The sequence below is a fragment of the Micrococcales bacterium genome (assembly GCA_009784895.1).
Lineage (GTDB): Bacteria > Actinomycetota > Actinomycetes > Actinomycetales > WQXJ01 > WQXJ01.
In genome coordinates this window covers 1-15,897 of record WQXJ01000047.1, presented here as the reverse complement: position 1 = coordinate 15,897, position 15,897 = coordinate 1, and the positions used below count along the sequence as shown (strand labels likewise).

At 61.8% G+C, this 15,897-nt stretch carries 15 protein-coding genes; 6 read left to right on the top strand and 9 right to left on the bottom strand.

What is annotated here, in order from left to right; genetic code table 11:
- On the top strand, positions 1-2,304 hold a 2,304-nt coding region (locus FWD29_08210), incomplete at its 5' end, for an InlB B-repeat-containing protein (GenBank protein ID MCL2803913.1).
- 256 nt (positions 2,305-2,560) lie between these two features.
- Here FWD29_08210 and FWD29_08205 read toward each other — a convergent pair.
- Positions 2,561-3,730 (bottom strand): phosphoglycerate dehydrogenase, encoded by a 1,170-nt coding sequence (locus FWD29_08205; protein ID MCL2803912.1) that lies wholly within the window; start codon positions 3,728-3,730, stop codon positions 2,561-2,563.
- Positions 3,731-3,749: 19 nt separating this feature from the next.
- Positions 3,750-4,832: a 3-phosphoserine/phosphohydroxythreonine transaminase gene (gene serC / locus FWD29_08200; GenBank protein MCL2803911.1), complete on the bottom strand. Its 1,083-nt coding sequence runs from the start codon at positions 4,830-4,832 to the stop codon at positions 3,750-3,752.
- A 246-nt stretch (positions 4,833-5,078) separates the two neighbouring features.
- Here serC and FWD29_08195 point away from each other — a divergent pair, with 246 nt between their 5' ends.
- The 3 genes from FWD29_08195 (at position 5,079) to FWD29_08185 (ending at position 7,632) form a co-directional block, all read left to right on the top strand.
- Positions 5,079-6,737 (top strand): fumarate hydratase, encoded by a 1,659-nt coding sequence (locus tag FWD29_08195; GenBank protein MCL2803910.1) that lies wholly within the window; start codon positions 5,079-5,081, stop codon positions 6,735-6,737.
- 200 nt (positions 6,738-6,937) lie between these two features.
- A complete protein-coding gene (locus FWD29_08190; protein ID MCL2803909.1) occupies positions 6,938-7,162 on the top strand; it encodes a hypothetical protein in 225 nt (74 codons plus the stop codon).
- Positions 7,159-7,632, top strand: a complete 474-nt coding sequence (locus tag FWD29_08185; protein MCL2803908.1) for a PIN domain-containing protein — start codon at positions 7,159-7,161, stop codon at positions 7,630-7,632. The genes FWD29_08190 and FWD29_08185 overlap by 4 nt, the downstream gene beginning before the upstream one ends.
- Before the next feature lie 620 nt (positions 7,633-8,252).
- Here the strand turns inward: FWD29_08185 and FWD29_08180 are convergent.
- Positions 8,253-8,552: an arsenate reductase family protein gene (locus tag FWD29_08180; GenBank protein MCL2803907.1), complete on the bottom strand. Its 300-nt coding sequence runs from the start codon at positions 8,550-8,552 to the stop codon at positions 8,253-8,255.
- Positions 8,553-8,757: 205 nt separating this feature from the next.
- On the opposite strand from FWD29_08180, the gene FWD29_08175 reads away from it, so the two are divergent.
- Both FWD29_08175 and FWD29_08170 read left to right on the top strand, forming a co-directional pair.
- The gene (locus tag FWD29_08175; protein MCL2803906.1) at positions 8,758-9,009 is read left to right on the top strand and encodes a hypothetical protein; all 252 of its coding nucleotides are present in this window, start codon (positions 8,758-8,760) and stop codon (positions 9,007-9,009) included.
- A complete protein-coding gene (locus FWD29_08170) occupies positions 9,006-9,359 on the top strand; it encodes a type II toxin-antitoxin system PemK/MazF family toxin (GenBank protein ID MCL2803905.1) in 354 nt (117 codons plus the stop codon). Before FWD29_08175 ends, FWD29_08170 begins: the two co-directional genes overlap by 4 nt.
- 274 nt (positions 9,360-9,633) lie before the next feature.
- Here FWD29_08170 and FWD29_08165 read toward each other — a convergent pair whose 3' ends face one another.
- The 6 genes from FWD29_08165 to cas1 all read right to left on the bottom strand — a co-directional run bounded on the left by FWD29_08165 (position 9,634) and on the right by cas1 (position 15,576).
- Positions 9,634-11,931 (bottom strand): MMPL family transporter, encoded by a 2,298-nt coding sequence (locus tag FWD29_08165; GenBank protein MCL2803904.1) that lies wholly within the window; start codon positions 11,929-11,931, stop codon positions 9,634-9,636.
- Positions 11,932-12,093: 162 nt separating this feature from the next.
- Complete coding sequence (locus FWD29_08160; GenBank protein ID MCL2803903.1) at positions 12,094-13,311, bottom strand: ATP-binding protein; 1,218 nt, start codon at positions 13,309-13,311, stop codon at positions 12,094-12,096.
- A gap of 354 nt (positions 13,312-13,665) precedes the next feature.
- Entirely contained in the window at positions 13,666-14,040 is a 375-nt protein-coding gene (locus FWD29_08155) for a hypothetical protein (protein MCL2803902.1), read from the bottom strand.
- The gene (locus FWD29_08150) at positions 14,037-14,243 is read right to left on the bottom strand and encodes a hypothetical protein (GenBank protein ID MCL2803901.1); all 207 of its coding nucleotides are present in this window, start codon (positions 14,241-14,243) and stop codon (positions 14,037-14,039) included. Before FWD29_08150 ends, FWD29_08155 begins: the two co-directional genes overlap by 4 nt.
- 96 nt (positions 14,244-14,339) lie before the next feature.
- Positions 14,340-14,690 carry a hypothetical protein gene (locus FWD29_08145; GenBank protein ID MCL2803900.1) on the bottom strand — a complete coding sequence of 117 codons (351 nt, stop codon included), beginning with the start codon at positions 14,688-14,690 and terminating at the stop codon, positions 14,340-14,342.
- Entirely contained in the window at positions 14,683-15,576 is an 894-nt protein-coding gene (gene cas1 / locus FWD29_08140) for a type II CRISPR-associated endonuclease Cas1 (protein ID MCL2803899.1), read from the bottom strand. The genes FWD29_08145 and cas1 overlap by 8 nt, the downstream gene beginning before the upstream one ends.
- Positions 15,577-15,897: the final 321 nt, after the last annotated feature.

The window sequence follows — 15,897 nt, the reverse complement described above, 5'->3', positions numbered from 1 at the left end:
TGGTTCGCTGATGGGGACGACTATTTCAGTGACCCGCCGATCACTGACGAGTTGACACTCAACCCTGACCGGGTTGGTGGTCTAAACGGGGCTGGCACTTATGTGGCTGTGTTCCAAGAAAACCCGAAGTACCCCACCACCATCACACTGATGCTTGACGGACTTGCCCTGCCGGGCCAGGACGTTGAGCTGAATCCTCTTGGCTTCACCAGAGGCGAGGACCTAGATGACCAGAATGACGGAACATACACTCAGGATGTCGAGGCCGGCGACTACGAGATTTGGCTCGACGGGGTCGATACCGGTGTGACCATCACCGTCAGTGACGGTGGCACCAACGCAGTGACCCTGGTCTACTGGACCTTGACCTACGAAATAGGCGCCGGCACGGGCAGCCCGCCCGCGCCACCAGGGGTGTTCCTAGACGGGACCACCCTGACGGTTCTCGACGCTGCTGGTGTGACGGCGCCATCGGGCAAGCACTTTGCCGGCTGGACCACCAACCCGGCCGCCGCCAAACCAGAAACCGGCTACATGCCGGGCGACACTATCACCATGACGGCGACCCTGACGCTCTATGCCGTCTGGTCTGTCGACCAGTGGTACCCGGTGCTCTATGACGCCAATGGTGGCAGCGGCACCTTGGTCGATCCCAATTCGCCGCATCGAGGCGACAGCTGGGTGGCGATTCTCGACGGCATTGGTCTAACCCCACCGCCAGGCATGTATTTCACCGGATGGTCAACTAACCCGTCTGCCGCCAGCCCGGACCCGGCCCTGGCCGCGGGCAAGGTGCACAAGCTAGTTGGCCCGGTGACGATGTATGCGATCTGGGCCGAGAACCCGCGCCACAGCGTGATCTATGACGCCAATGGCGGCAGCGGCAGTGTGGTCGACCCAAGCTCGCCACATTTGTCCGGCACCAAGGCCACTGTCCAAAGCGATGCCGGCCTGACTCCGCCAACTGACATGCATTTCGTGGGTTGGTCACATGATCCCGCCGCCGCCGCGCCCAACCCGGTCTATGCCCCAGGCGCGACCTTCAGGATCACCGACCCGGTCACCTTGTACGCCGTCTGGGCGGACGATGCTCCACTGGGTCCGGATCGGCATGCAGTTGGCTACAGCGCCAACGGTGGTGTTGGCTCTGTGGTAGACCCGAACGGGTCCTACCTGGCCGGCGATCCGGCCACAGCCCAAAGTGGCGGGGGATTGATTCCGCCGCTGGGCAAGCACTTCGCCGGTTGGTCTACTGACCAGGACGCCACCAGCCCCGACCCGGCCTTCGCGCCCGGCAACGGCTTTGTTGTCTCCGGTCCGATGGCGTTGTATGCAGTTTGGGTTGACAACGACCGGCATCACATTGCCTACCACGCAAATGGTGGCGCTGGCAGCATAATCGATCCGAACTCGGCCTATCTGGCGGGTTACAGCGTGACGGTGCTGAGCGGTGCTGGTTTGACCCCGCCGCCAAACATGCGCTGGGTCGGATGGTCGACAAATCCGGCCGCCACCGGTGCCGATGCGGGCTACAACCCCGGCGCGAAGTTCACTATCCACGGTCCGGTGACTTTGTACGCCGTTTGGTCAGACATTGGTCCAATACCCAACCCCAAACCGGTCCCGATCAAACCGCAGCCGGCACCAAACGTGGCGCCAAGCACTGGGCCAAGCTACTACGCGTCTAACTACTACGGGTCAAACTCCTACCGGTCATCAGGAAGCACCGGCGGGTACGGCTCGTCTGGCGGACCGTACTCCGACTCGGCTCAACCGCCCAAGAAATCGGCCTGGCACAGCGGGCTCGACCCCTACTTGCCCAAGACTGCACCTGAGACCTTGGTACAACCAAAGGCCCCAGCCGCGCAGCCGTCAGCACAAGTCGAGCACCAGACCTGGGCGTTGGCCAACTTGTTGCTGTCATTGCTGAGCATTTTGCTGGCGCTGGCCGTAGCAGCCTGGGCCCTGGCCCGCCGCTATTGGGATGAGCCAGACAATCAGGAGCGCGGCTTAGAGGAGTCCGATGGCCAAGACGGTAGTCCTGACCAGCCTGAGGCTTCCCAAGAGCATGAGCGCCGCCTGAAGTGGATGACCGTTACCGGGCTTCTGGCTCTGGTAGGAATCGTCATCTTTGCCCTGACCCAGGACCTGACTCGGCCAATCGGATGGGTCGACCAGTGGACTATCACTCATGTCATCTTGTTGGCGGCGCAGGCTGTGATTGCCTACCGGGTGTACAAGCGGGCAAAAGACCACGAACAAGCCGAGGAAAACGAATTCGAGGCGGCCAAAGTGACGGCGTGATCTAGGGGCGTCACCGCCACCTGCCCGGCCCCTCGACGGGGACCGGGCCCCAACAACAGACGCAACGCGCCTGGGCAAAACGCCCAGGCGCGTTGGCGTGGTTCCCTATTTTCGGCAACAGTACCCTCACCCAGGCGGCGCCTGGTTCGTTGGCGGCCACGCCCCGCTTCAAAGGCCACGGCGAATAGATGCGCGCGCCGAGGTCCAGGCGGCGGACCCCGGCGCGCGGGTATTGATGGCTATGGAAAGTGGACCACTAAAGGACTCGGGCTGAGAGCATCCCGTCGATCGCCTTGATCTTCTCCAAAAGCGCATCAGGGATCTCACCCTCAACGTCAACCAAGGTGTAGGCCAACTCGCCCTTTGACCGGTTGAGCAGGTCGGCGATGTTGAGGTTGGCTCCGGCCACCAGGGCCGAAACCTGGCCCACCATATTGGGCACATTGGAGTTGGCCATGGCCAGGCGACTGGTCTGCTCGCGTCGCGGCAGGTCGATAGCCGGGAAGTTGACCGAATTGCGGATAACACCGTTCTCCAAATAGGCCCGCAGCTGGTCGACCGCCATCCGGGCGCAGTTTTCTTCCGCCTCAGCTGTTGAAGCACCCAGATGCGGCAGTGTCACAACCTTGGGCCGGGTGTTTAGTGCCGGTGAGGGGAAGTCGCAGACGTAGCCCCGCAGCTGCTCAGCCTCGAGCGCGGCCACCAAGGCCGCTTCATCGACAATTGGCCCGCGGGAGAAGTTGATTAGCACCGTGGTTGGCCGCATCTGAGCCAACTGCTCGGCGCCAACTAGTCCGGTGGTTTCAGGTGTCAGCGGCAAATGCATGGTCACAATGTCGGCTCGCTGGTAGGCCTGCTCCGGGCTGGTGACCCGTTCAACTAGAGGCGACAGTTTCCAGGCACTTTCCACCGTCACACCCGGGTCGTAGCCCAAAACGGTCATGCCCAGGGCGCAGGCCGAATTGGCCACTTCGACGCCAATGGCGCCCAGACCAACTACTGACAGCACCCGGCCTGGCAGTTCCCAGCCAGCGAATTGCTTCTTGCCCTTTTCGACCGCGGCGTTCATTTCCTTGGCGTCGCCCCTCAGGCGGTGGGCAAAAGCCGCTCCGTCAATAATGTTGCGTGCGGCCAACAAAATGCCGGCCAAGGTCAACTCCTTGACGGCATTGGCGTTAGCGCCTGGGGTGTTGAAAACCGGGATGCCCACAGCCGAATAGTCCGGAATAGGGATGTTGTTGGTGCCGGCCCCGGCCCGGGCCACAGCCAGCAGGGATTCGGGGATAGGCACATCGTGCAGATTGGCCGAACGCAACAGCAAAGCGGCCGGCGCGGCCAGGTCGGTGCCAACCTCGTAGCTCTCGGCTGGGAAACGCTCCAGGCCTATGGGGCTGATGGCGTTTAGGGTTTTGATCTGGAAGGTCATGTTGCTGTCTCCTTGTACCTCAGCCGCGACGGTTGGCAAAATCAGCCATAAAGGCGATCAACGCATCAATACCGGCCTGCGGCATGGCGTTGTAGATGCTGGCCCGCATGCCACCAACCGACCGGTGGCCCTTGAGATTTGTCAGGCCGGCGGCCTCAGCCTCTTTCAGGAAGTCAGCATCGAGGTCCGGATCAGCCAAGGTGAACGGCACGTTCATCCAACTGCGGGCGTTCAGGGCGACCGGGTTGGCGTAGAACTCGGAGCCGTCGATGGCGGCGTACAGGGCCGCCGCTTTGGCCTGGTTACGCTGGGCCATGGCCGTTAGCCCACCAATGCGCTCGATCCACTGAAGGACCTGGCCTAGCAGGTAGACGGCAAAAGTGGGCGGAGTATTGAGCATCGAATCGGCGCCGGCCTGGGCGGCGTAGTCGAAGACCCCTGGGGTGTTTGGCCGGGCCTTGCCGGTCAGGTCGTCGCGCACAATCACAACGGTGACGCCAGATGGTCCCAGGTTCTTTTGGGCGCCGGCGTAGATGATGCCGTAGCGGCTAACGTCAAGCGGGCGGGAGACAATGGTGGAGGACATATCAGCCACCAAGGGCACGTCGCCGGTCTCGGGGATGTAGTCGAACTCGACGCCGCCAATGGTTTCATTCGGGGTGTAGTGGAGGTAGGCCGCATTGGCGGGCAAGTCGTAGGAGCCGGCAGCTGGCACGGTCGAATAGTTCGACTCAGCCTCATCGGCAATCACTTCGACGTTCAGTTCCTGCGCCTTGGCAAACTTGATGGCTTTGGCCGACCACTGGCCGGTGTGGAGGAACGCCACTGTGTCACCGGGTTTGGTGATGTTCATTGGGACCAGGGAGAACTGGGCGGTGGCACCACCTTGAAGGAAGAGAACCCGGTAGTTGTCAGGCACGCCAAGCAGGTTACGCAGGGACTGCTCGGCCGCAGCGGCGCAGGCCACAAAGGCTTTGCCCCGGTGGGACACCTCCATGACGGACATGCCGGAACCTTGCCAGTCAACTAGCTCGGCTTGGGCGATTTCAAGGACTTCTGTGGGCAGCATGGCCGGGCCAGCCGCAAAATTATGGACACGCACCCGGCCATTGTGCCACCAGGTCGCCCCCTTCGCCACGGGACACCACCGTAGCTTTCCCGCGCCCAGGCGCCGGCGGACGCCGAAGAGCCATGCCAACAGTCCATCGGTTTGACGTCATTTCTTGGGGCAGCGGCCTCCTCGACGGCCCCTGCCTGAGCACCGGTGTAAATCCCTTCGAATTTGCACCCGGCCCCACTCGCTGGCCGTGGCATGATTGGCTGAGGATCAACCAAGGAGCGTTGGAAAATGACTGATTTCCTGTACGAAGACATGCTGCCCATTGGCCAAGACGAGACGCCGTATCGTCTTTTGACCACTGACGGCGTTGAGGTGGTCAAGGGACCGGACGGCCGGGAGTTTCTCAGTGTGGCACCCGAGGCGCTTGAGACCTTGGCGACCACGGCCATGCATGACATTGCGCACTACCTGCGGCCGGCCCATTTGGCGCAGCTGCGCAAGATTGTCCAAGATCCTGAGGCCAGCGCCAACGACCAGTTTGTGGCGCATGTGTTGTTGATGAACGCCAACATCTCTTCAGCCGGCGTCCTGCCAATGTGCCAAGACACTGGCACCGCGGTAATCATGGGCAAGCGCGGCCAGCAAGTTCTGACGGACGGGCCAGACGAAAAGGCACTGTCGAAAGGTGTATTCAACGCATACACCCAGTACAACCTGCGCTATTCCATGAACGCCCCGTTGAACATGTGGGATGAGGTCAACACCAAGACCAATTTGCCGGCGCAGATCGAGCTCTACGCCGACACCGCACCGGGCCACGAGCTGGTCTACAAGTTCTTGTTCATGGCCAAGGGCGGTGGCTCGGCCAACAAGTCTTATCTGTACCAAGAAACCAAGGCCGTGCTAAACCCGGCTTCGATGATGCGGTTCTTGGACGAGAAGATCCGCTCCTTAGGCACGGCCGCCTGCCCGCCCTACCACTTGGCGGTCGTCATCGGCGGCACCTCTGCCGAGTTCGCGCTCAAGACGGCCAAATACGCCTCCGCCAAATACTTGGACACGCTGCCCACCACCGGTGATCCCTCCGGCCGCGGCTTCCGTGACCTGGAAATGGAACAGCAGGTGTTGGAAATGACCCAGAAAATGGGTCTGGGCGCACAATTTGGTGGCCGGTTCTACTGCCACGACGTGCGTGTGGTTCGCCTACCGCGCCACGGCGCCTCGGTGCCAATCGCGGTGTCAGTGTCTTGTTCAGCCGACCGCCAGTGCTTGGGCAAGATCACCCGCGACGGGGTCTTCATTGAGCAGCTGGAGACCGACCCGGCGCAGTACATGCCTGAGGTCCGCCACGAAGAACTGGTCGGCAGCCCTCAGGGCGCCGAAGCGGTGGCCATTGACCTGCGCCGGCCAATGCCGGAAGTCCTGGCTGAGCTCGACAAATACCCGATCAAGACGCGCCTGTCGCTGACCGGCACGCTGGTGGTAGGGCGCGACATTGCCCACGCCAAGCTGAAGGAACGTCTCGACGCCGGCGAAGGGTTGCCTCAATACTTCAAGGACTATCCCGTCTACTACGCCGGGCCAGCCAAGACACCTGAAGGCATGCCCTCTGGTTCATTTGGGCCCACTACAGCCGGGCGAATGGACTCTTATGTCGATCTGTTCCAGGCCAATGGCGGCTCGATGGTGATGGTGGCCAAGGGTAACCGCAGCCAGCAAGTCACTGACGCCTGCGCCAAGCACGGCGGCTTCTATCTTGGCTCGATTGGCGGCCCGGCCGCACAGCTGGCGCAAGACTGCATCAAGTCGGTCGAGGTGCTCGAGTATCCCGAGCTGGGCATGGAGGCGATCTGGAAGATCGACGTGGTCGACTTCCCCGCCTTCATTGTGGTGGACAACAAGGGCAACGACTTCTTCGCGGAGATCAACAAGCCAACAAAGATGTAGCAGTCCGAAGAGGCAACGGGCGGCCGGATTCCGGTTGCCCGGTGCCGCTTGCCTGGGTTTGGTCGCGGCACTGCGGCTGGGGAGGTGGTGGTGATTGGCCTGCCACTGATCCCACGCCAGAGCCCTACAAACTTGCCCGGATGCGCTCCGCGCCAGGAGGCTGCCGGACCCTAAGGCAATGATAGTGATATCATTATCAGATGGACATTCTTGTTCGTAACGTCAAACCGGAAACCAAGCGAGCGCTGGCCGAAAAGGCCAGCGCCCAAGGGCGGTCACTGCAAGCTGAACTGCTTGATGTGTTGGAGCAGGCGGCGGCCCAGCCTCTGGCCCCGCCGAAGAGAAGGAACCTCCGCCTGGCCGTGGGTGCCTCAATGGGCGAGTCCACCTGGAGCCGCGACGAGATCTACGAGGCGGGTCGGTGACAGAGCCAAGACTGGGACGGGCACTACTGGACACGAACGTGTTCTTGGCAGCAACCGATTCGGCGAGAGCCCTGCGCCGCAATGCCTTGTTCGCACTGGAGGACTGGCCCAGTCAGGGAGTGCGGACCTACACCAGCACGCAAGTGCTGAGGGAGTATCTGGCGGTTGCCACCCGGCCAAGGACGGCAAATGGCCTTGGCCTAGCCCTGGACCGGGCTCTGGCCAACATTGACGAATTCGAAACGGCCGTCGAGGTCTTGCCGGAAACGCTCAAGACCTGGGCAAAACTGCGCGCAATCCTGGGCTCTGCAAAGCTCTCAGGAGTTCGCGTGCACGATTCCAACATCGCCGCCTGCGCCCTGGCCCATGGGATCGGGACAATCCTGACGGCAAACACGGCAGATTTCGATCAACTACCAATTGCCACGGTGGACCTCGCCGCCCTAGAACCCCAAACTCCATGGGCCTGAAGGCCCAGGCCGGAAATTGCCGTCTCTTGGCTGGCCGATGACGTCGCGGCGGCCAACACCAACGGCGTCACCTTGCCGGTTGACGGCGGTTGGGCTGCCATCTGACTTGGCCTTCCGACATCGGCCTAAGTCTTATCGCCCACGTGACTGCCGGTTGGTCGCCCACAGCTCCCATAGCGCGCTGACTGGCAGGCCGTAGAGCCTGTCCGCAAAGCGATAGCCGGTTTGGCCGGTGTTGAGAACAATCCCGGCCAGCCGGTCGAGCGGCAGCTGACAGGCGGCAGCTGCGAGATCATCTGGCTGGCCAGCTAATTCGCCCTGGCTGAGGCCAAGCAGATTTAGGCGGCCAGTTGCAGCGCCAGTGTGCTCTTGCCGACTTGGCGAGCCCCTCGATGATCAGGCCGGGCATGCAGGAGAGATCGTCACTTGCCACTGGCCCGGCGTGCCTGGTCAGGAGTTGTTTCAAGCCTGGACTGTGCCATCTGCCCGTGGATTCGCAAATCCTAAACCGTGGATTCGCAAGGCCCAAGCCGTGGATTCGCAGGCCCTAAACCGTGGATACGCAAGGCCTAAGCCGTGGATACGCAAGGCCTAGGCCGAGGATTCGCAGGCCCTCTGCCCTAGCCCGCTAGGTGGGCCTCCCATTCGGCTTGTTTGAAGCCAACCAGGACCAAATCCTGATCAACCAGCAGTGGGCGCTTGACCAACATGCCGTCGGTGGCCAACAGTCTGAGCTGTTCTTCCTGGCTCATTGTGGGCAGTTTGTCCTTCAGCTCCATTGAGCGATAAAGCCCGCCGTTGGTGTTAAACCAGCGTCGGATCGGCAGACCGCTGAGCTGGTGCCAGGCAACCAGCTCATCGTGAGTTGGCGCCTCTTCCTTGATGTCCCGGTACTGGTATTCAAGGCCTTGGGCCTCCAACCACCGCTTCGCCTTTTGACAGGTTGTGCATTTGGGGTAGCAAATGAATTGCATGGCAGGTCGCGCCTTAGATCGAGTTGGTGGTGTGACTTAGCCCTACCACTTTATCGCCGGCCTGGTTCAGCCCGGCAGTCCGGTGGGCAGGGCAGATGGCGCTCGCGGACGCCAGGTATGACGGCAGGAATACCCGGGGTATACTGAGTGTATGGCGACAACGACACCAAGCCCGGCGACCACCATAAAGGTGTCCCAGGCCACACATCGACGGCTAAAGGCCGGCGCCCGGCCGTATCGGTCAATCAATGACTTCATTGACCACCTCCTTCGCCTTGAACAACGCCAACAAATGGTCGAGGCCATGCGCCAGGCCATCGGGGCCACAACCCCAGAGCTGATGGCTTCCTGGCGAGCCGAGTCTGATGTCTGGGAGGCGGCTTCGCTCAAGGACGGCCAATGAGCACTGCCGGGGGGTTGGCGCAAGGGATGGTGGCATGGGCCGAGCTCGACCCTGTCTTGGGCAAGGAATACGCCGGACATCGTCCAGTGCTGGTGGTGTCCAGCGACGACTACCTCAGCCTGGTGACGGACCTCGTGATCATCTTGCCTATCACGACAGTTGACCGAGGCTGGCCCAACCACGTAGCCGTGAATCCTGCCGGGGTCTTGCGGGAGCCTTCGTGGATTGTCACAGAGCAGCCGCGGACCATTTCTAGATCCCGGATCAGTCGCGCCGACCGTCGGGTCGACGCGTCCACACTCGACCAAGTTGAACGCTGGCTTGACATCTTCCTCAAGCCGGCCAGGTAAAGGTTTTCACTGATACGCCAGCGGGGCGGGCTCCGCCAGAAAGACCTCGCCTCGTCGGTGATTTCCGGTAGATGACGGTAAAAGTCGGCCATGGTTGGGTCAGTCGGGGCGCCCCGTCCATGGTCAGGGTGGCGAGTTCGGAGCCGCCGGCGTCGACCAGTTGCCACCCGTCGCCGTCAGGCTGGTAGGCGGCGGCCTTGGCCCGCCAAGTAATGGCTGGGAAGCCGCCGTCACCGGAGTAGCAGGAACCAGAGGTCAAGTACGGCGTAGATCTTCACACTCGGTGGGCCACCTCGTGGGCGCGCTCCAACTTGGTGCCCTCGACATCGACGTTTGGCAGGATCCGGTCGAGCCAGCTCGGCAGCCACCAGGCTTTGGTTCCGATCAGGTGCATCAGCGCCGGCATCAGAGTCAGCCGCACCACGAAGGCGTCAAGCAACACGCCAACCGCCAAGGCAAAGGCAACCGGACGGATCATGACCGAATGCGAAAAGGCAAAGCCACCAAAGACCGAGGCCATGATCAGCCCCGCCGCGCTGACCACGGCGCGGCCGGCGCCCAACCCTTGCACCACAGCCAGCCGGGCCGGCCGGCCGTGAGCATAGGCCTCGCGCATGCCAGTGGCGATGAAGAGCTGGTAGTCCATGGCCAGCCCAAACAAGATGCCGGCCATCATGATTGGCAGGAAGTTGAGGATTGGGCCAGGAATCTGGGCGCCGGACAGCCACGGCAGCCAGCCCCACTGGAAGATCGCCACGACCGCCCCGTACGCCGCCAGGAGCGACAGCACAAAGCCACCCGTTGCGATCAGCGGGACCAGCAATGACCTGAAAACAATCAGCATGATGATCAGCGACAGGCCCACCACGATCACCAGATAGGGCACCAAGACATCTCGCAGCTTCTGTGAAAGGTCAATGTTGATGGCCGCCTGTCCGGCCACGCCCAGGGTCGAGCCCTCCTCCAGGGGCGCCAGGTCACGCAGCTGTCGAACCACACTCTTGGTCAAGTCTGAGTCCGGTCCACCAGCCGGCTGGACCTGGAAGGCGGCGAAGGAGCCATCTTGGCTGAAACCAACCGGCGCGACTCCGTCCACACCGTCAACCGCGCCGATGGCCTTGGCTACGTCGACCTGGACCGACTGTCTGGTCAGCGGGTTGAGCTGGCCGGGTAGTGGGGCGATCACCAAAAGCGGCGAGTTGGCGCCCGGGCCAAACTCCTCCTGGGTGATGGCGTAGCCCCGGTGGGCCAGGGAGTCGAGCGGCTCGGCCGAGCCATCAGGCAGTCCCATCCGCATCGACATTGATGGGATCGCGATGGCGAGCAGGGCCGGGACCGCGATGACTACGGTCGCAACCGCGCGCCATCGGGCAATCTCTTTGACTTTGCCCCGTGCCGGCGCTGGCGCATGGCTGTCGACCGCCTGGCGTTCCTTTTTCGTCAACACCCGCAACCCGACCACCTCGAGCAGGGCCGGGGTCAAGGTGACGCCGACAACCACGGCGACCGCGACCGAGATGGCGGCGATGGAGCCCATCACCGACAGGATCGAGATTCGAACCACGTTCAGGGCCAGCAAGGCGACCATGACGGTTGACCCCGCGAAGACAACGGCGTTGCCAGAGGTGCCATTGGCCAGGCCAATCGACTCGCGCCGGTCCATGCCGGCTCGCAGCTGGCGCCTATGCCGGTTGACAATGAACAGCGAGTAGTCGATGCCCACGGCCAGGCCCAGCATGGCGCCCAATGCTGGGGTGAAGACGGTCATGGTGATTTGGCCGGAAAACGCCAGTGAGCCAAGGATGGCGACTCCAACGCCGGTCAAGGCTGAGACCAGCGGCAGTGAGGCGGCTAAGGCGCTGCGCAGCAAGATGCCCAACACCATCAGCGCTATCAACAGGCCGATGACCTCGTTTATGCCAAAGACCGTTGGCGTTTGTTGGGCGATCTCGGCTGACATGCCGACTTCGACGCCGTCAACGGGATGAGCCTGAACATAGTCGACGACTGCCTTCTTTGAGGAGGGGGGCAGGTCAAGGCGGAGCTTGGTGAAAGAAACTTGGACTGTGGCGGCGGCACCGTCCTCTGAGACCATGCGGATGGAGCTGGCCAGGGCGACCATCTGGGCCATTTGCTGAAGTAGTTCTGGCTGGAGGTCTGTCAGGTTTGGCAATCCGCCAGTGTCGTTGCCTGCCCCGGCCAGCTGGTCAAGCACAGCGGTGCGCTGTTGCTCTGCGGCGAACGGGTCGACCACCGAGGCGACGTCGGTGAAAGACTCCAGGTCTGCGGCGATCGCGGCGATGGCTTCTCGTTGGGCATCGCTCAGCGCTGATCCATCTTCGGTTCGAAAGACAATGCTGCCGGAGGCTCCGGCGAAGTCTGGTAGGCCCTTTTCGAGCTGGCTGACCACCCTGGCCGAGGGAGTTTCTGGGATTTCGAAGGCGGTCACTAGACCGGAGTAGCCGAACGCAAACCCGGCTGCCATCACCGCTAACACAACCGCCCACGCCACAATGACCGTCCGAGCCCGCCGCGCGCACCACAGGCCCAGCCGGTAAAGCAACTCCGCCACGGCCACCACCCTAGGGGAATGGTGGTGCTGGCGACCGCCGCTGGCCACAGTTCTTCTGCTGCACCCTGGTGTTGGTAGAGGCACAAGGCGCCGGGTTCGTCTGGCAAAGCAGCACGGCGTAACGGGTTTCCTGTGTAGAAAAAAGGTCAGTCTGGCAGGCACCTACCAGTCTCTGGCTAGCAGGAAATCGGGCAGGTAGATCCGCTCAATGCCGTCACGAGAAGAGGCTGGAGGAGCGTCAAGTGACAAAACCACCTTGCGGTGGTTGTCGGAAATCGTGCTCAACGGGGTGAATTCCCGTTCAACGACCGTTGAATCGGCCAGCAGATAGGCGACTTGGACGTACAAGCGCGTGTTTTGCCGGTCGGCAACGAAATCGACCTCGGCTACTCCCTGCTTGCCAATCCGAACACTGTAGCCACGACGCAACAGTTCCAGGTAGACGATGTTCTCAAGGATCCCGGCCATCTCGTCAGGGCGGTAGCCCAGGCAGGCGTGGGCAAACCCGTGGTCAGCCAGGAAATACTTCTCCAGGGTCTCCAGGTTGCGCTTGCCCTTTATGTCGTAGCGATCAGCCCTGTAGATCAGGCAGGCCTCGGTTGCAGCATGCAAGTAGTTGTAGACAGTCTCAGCCCCCAAGCTTCGGCGCTGGCTCTTGAGGAACGCCGAAATGCTCTTCGCAGACACGGTCTGCCCCAAGGCATCCATGAGGAAGGTTAGGAGCCGTTGCAGCAGATCCACATCGCGCAGCTTGTGCCTGGCAACAATGTCCTTGAGGACAATGCCGTCGCACACGTCGCGCAGGTAGACCAGCGCAGCCGATGCGTCGGGCATCGCGTGGACGCCAGGCATCCCGCCGGCGCGCAGGTACTGGTCGAAGGCTGCCGCTGTGTCGTTGGCCGTTCCGGGCTGGTCTGCTTGGACAAAGTCGAGGTGCTCGGCGAAGGACAATGGGTACACGTCAAGTTCCAGATACCGCCCGGTCAGGAGCGTCGACAGCTCGGTTGAGAGCAGCCAGGCATTCGACCCAGTGATGACTATGTTGCAGTCCAAATCAACCCGCAAGGAGTTAACGGCCCGCTCCCAAGAGTCGACCAACTGAACCTCGTCGAGGAGTACATGGACACGGCTTGCCACCGCGCCAGCCCAGGCCATGACGTGCTTGTAGAGCGCCGTGTGGGTGGTCAGGTGGTCGTTTGACATGGACTCGAAGTTCAACAGCAGAATTCGGCTCTTTGGGACGCCGGATTCCACCAACTCCTGCTTGACCTGCTCCAACAGCACTGACTTGCCGCAACGGCGCACCCCACGCAGCACCTTTACCACAGGCGCATCCACCCAACTCAGCACCCGCTCGAGGTAGAGCGTTCTCCTGATCACTGCCACCCCCAATTTGTTCGCTATACCGAACAGAATAGCAGATTTTGCGTACTGTGTTCGCTATACCGAATTCTTGACCGCCTTCGGCGGGACAGCCAGGAGTCTCGCTGCTGGAGGCCTTGGCCGCCGACATCGTTGCCGGCCTGGATCTGGACGTGGGTGACTCTTACGCCCTCTGAACCCACTGAAGGGCTGTTGGATACCAACATCCTTGTGCTTCGTAGGTGGATCCCGGTCGACTACTTGCCCGATGAGATGGTCATCAGCGCTGTCACCGTTGCCGGATTCGCCGCAGGTGTGCATCTGGTGGGTGGTGGGAACTGGGCCGGTGTCCAGTCGAGGCTGAGACGGTGCTTATGCGGCCAGCAGTTTCTGGGCACGCTGATAGGACACGCCAAGCAATGTGCCCACATCCCTAACGGTCATTCCCTGGTCCGCGAGCCTGCGGGCCGCCAGCCTGTTCGCCTCGGCCGCCGATCGGTTGGCAACCAGGGCGGCTCGCTTGCGCTCACTTGCGGTGGCGATCGCAGTCGCGTCCTCGGAACTGAGCTGTGGCGCGACGGTGACACTGAAGCTGGCCGTGCTGTTCCCGGTGTACATGGCGGCGGCCTCACGGGCCATTGCCTCGACCTGGTCCAGTCGCCGAGCTTGGGAGAATACGTTGGGCAACTCAACAATCTCGATTCCCCACCAACCTTCCCCTCGATAGCACTTTGCCGTCAGGTTCATTGATCCTCCAATTCGATTTGATCGAGTCTGCGCAGGATCGCGCGTCCGAGTTGTTCTTGAACTTCCCGGTGCCGTGGAAGAACAATTGTGTGCCGTCCTAGCTGGACTTTCGTGTGGCTGCCGCCTTCGACCGTTCGCACGGCCCAACCCCTAGCCTTGGCAACGGCGTTGATCCGCCGCTCGATGTCCCTCCGCTTGGTCACCGGGTAAGTCTACTCTAGGTTGTGAAACAAGTCGATAGACCAGCGACTGAACCAATTGGGCGGCGGCCCCTGGGGTTCGCCGGTCGGTCTCGTCGTTTAGAGGGAATTGGATCCGTCCGGGTCGCCGTAAACCGTCAACAACGGGGGCGGCGCTGGCGGGGAATGCAGTTGGCCGTCAACGTAGCGCAGCGACCTCGAATGGGCGGCATTGGCTAGCTCCATTACGGTGACTGTGCCCCTTGAGGGGACGGCACGGTCGATTCTGGCGAATTCCGTGCGAATCGCCGTGATTGTCGGCACGTAGCGAATAGACGCAGTCCTATGGATCGGGGTGTAGCCAATCTCAATCAGCCAGCGAGCAAAGCTGATGGCGGCGTGTCGTTGCGACTTGGAGCGGACTGGTAGGTCATGGGTTACCAAGATCCAGCGGCCACTTGGCTTAGACATTTGGCCGCCAGGCCGTGACGTCTAGCTGATCGGCCTCACCTTCGGCAAACCGCCCGAACCTCTGGGCTAAGCTTTCGAACTCGGCCGCTACGGAAGGCCCACCGGGGGTGAACGCATTGAAACACGCCTCCGCCAGCAGGGCCTTTGTCTCCACCTTCTTTAGCGACGAATACGGTGGCAGATGGACCACAGCAAAGTCAATTGCCGGTCGGAACGGTTCCATTAGGTCGGCAACCAGGTTGAAAGGGTTGGCCCGGTGCGAATGGGCCACGCCGACTGCGCCGATCAGTCCAGCGCCAAGCACTGCTCGGATGCCATGCCCCCGCAGGATGCCGTAACCGTAGTTGAGGAGAGCGTTGATTCGGTCACCGCCGTCAGTGTCACGCCGGAAGTCCTTGGCCCACAAGTGGCTCCAATAGAAGCGGGCCGCTGCGCCTTCAGTGTTGTTCGGGTCGCCAGGTCTGACGTCCTGAGCCATTCCCTCCAACCTGGAAGCAAAACGGGGTTTGGTGGTCCCAAGCGTGGCGGCTTGACCCACTATCTTTGCCCGCACCAACCGGCCCCATGTCTCGGCTCTGTCGGCGGGGCTCAAACCCGCCTGGGCGATCTGCCGCTGAGCTATGCGTGAGTGACTTGACCAAGGCGTCATCACCGACTTGGGATTCCCGGCCCAGTCGCACAAGACCACGACTGCGTCGTAGCCGGCAAGACGGTGCATCGCCCCGCTTGTGATAGTGAACCCGGTGCCAAGTAGAAGGATCGCGAGGTCATCGACCGGCACACGGTCCACTTGGCCGTCGGCGGTGGCAATAGTGATCAACCCCCGGTCGGCATCAATAGCACCGCGAGCCGCGGTGCAGTCCAAAACGCGCCAGCCCTTCGCCATGTGTCAAAACTAGCGGGCAATCTGCCAACCAAGTTGGGCGTTCGGCCACCACCTGTGCCCGTCCCCGGGACCAAGGCGCCTGCCCCCATTGCAGTCTCGGTTCCCAATACGCCCAAAGCCCAACATCACCCAAGCCCGGCAGCAGCGACGCAGGTCAGGGTAGGATGGCAACACAGCCGATAATGACCCTTATGTCAGCGTTAGAAGTGTTCAACAGTGAAGAAAAACCTGTCCTCCTGCCACTGCCCCCAACCTATGACCGGCCGGTTTGGGTGAACGTTAAAGTTCACCCGGACCTGCATGTTCAAGTCTGTAAGAGCT

Bases quoted from the DNA above. Each gene is read 5' to 3' on its own strand.
- FWD29_08205 (MCL2803912.1), bottom strand. From the start codon at position 3,730: ATGACCTTCCAGATCAAAACCCTAAACGCCATCAGCCCCATAGGCCTG.
- FWD29_08195 (MCL2803910.1), top strand. From the start codon at position 5,079: ATGACTGATTTCCTGTACGAAGACATGCTGCCCATTGGCCAAGACGAG.
- FWD29_08190 (MCL2803909.1), top strand. From the start codon at position 6,938: ATGGACATTCTTGTTCGTAACGTCAAACCGGAAACCAAGCGAGCGCTG.
- FWD29_08175 (MCL2803906.1), top strand. From the start codon at position 8,758: ATGGCGACAACGACACCAAGCCCGGCGACCACCATAAAGGTGTCCCAG.
- FWD29_08170 (MCL2803905.1), top strand. From the start codon at position 9,006: ATGAGCACTGCCGGGGGGTTGGCGCAAGGGATGGTGGCATGGGCCGAG.
- FWD29_08155 (MCL2803902.1), bottom strand. From the start codon at position 14,040: ATGAACCTGACGGCAAAGTGCTATCGAGGGGAAGGTTGGTGGGGAATC.
- FWD29_08145 (MCL2803900.1), bottom strand. From the start codon at position 14,690: ATGTCTAAGCCAAGTGGCCGCTGGATCTTGGTAACCCATGACCTACCA.
- cas1 (MCL2803899.1), bottom strand. From the start codon at position 15,576: ATGGCGAAGGGCTGGCGCGTTTTGGACTGCACCGCGGCTCGCGGTGCT.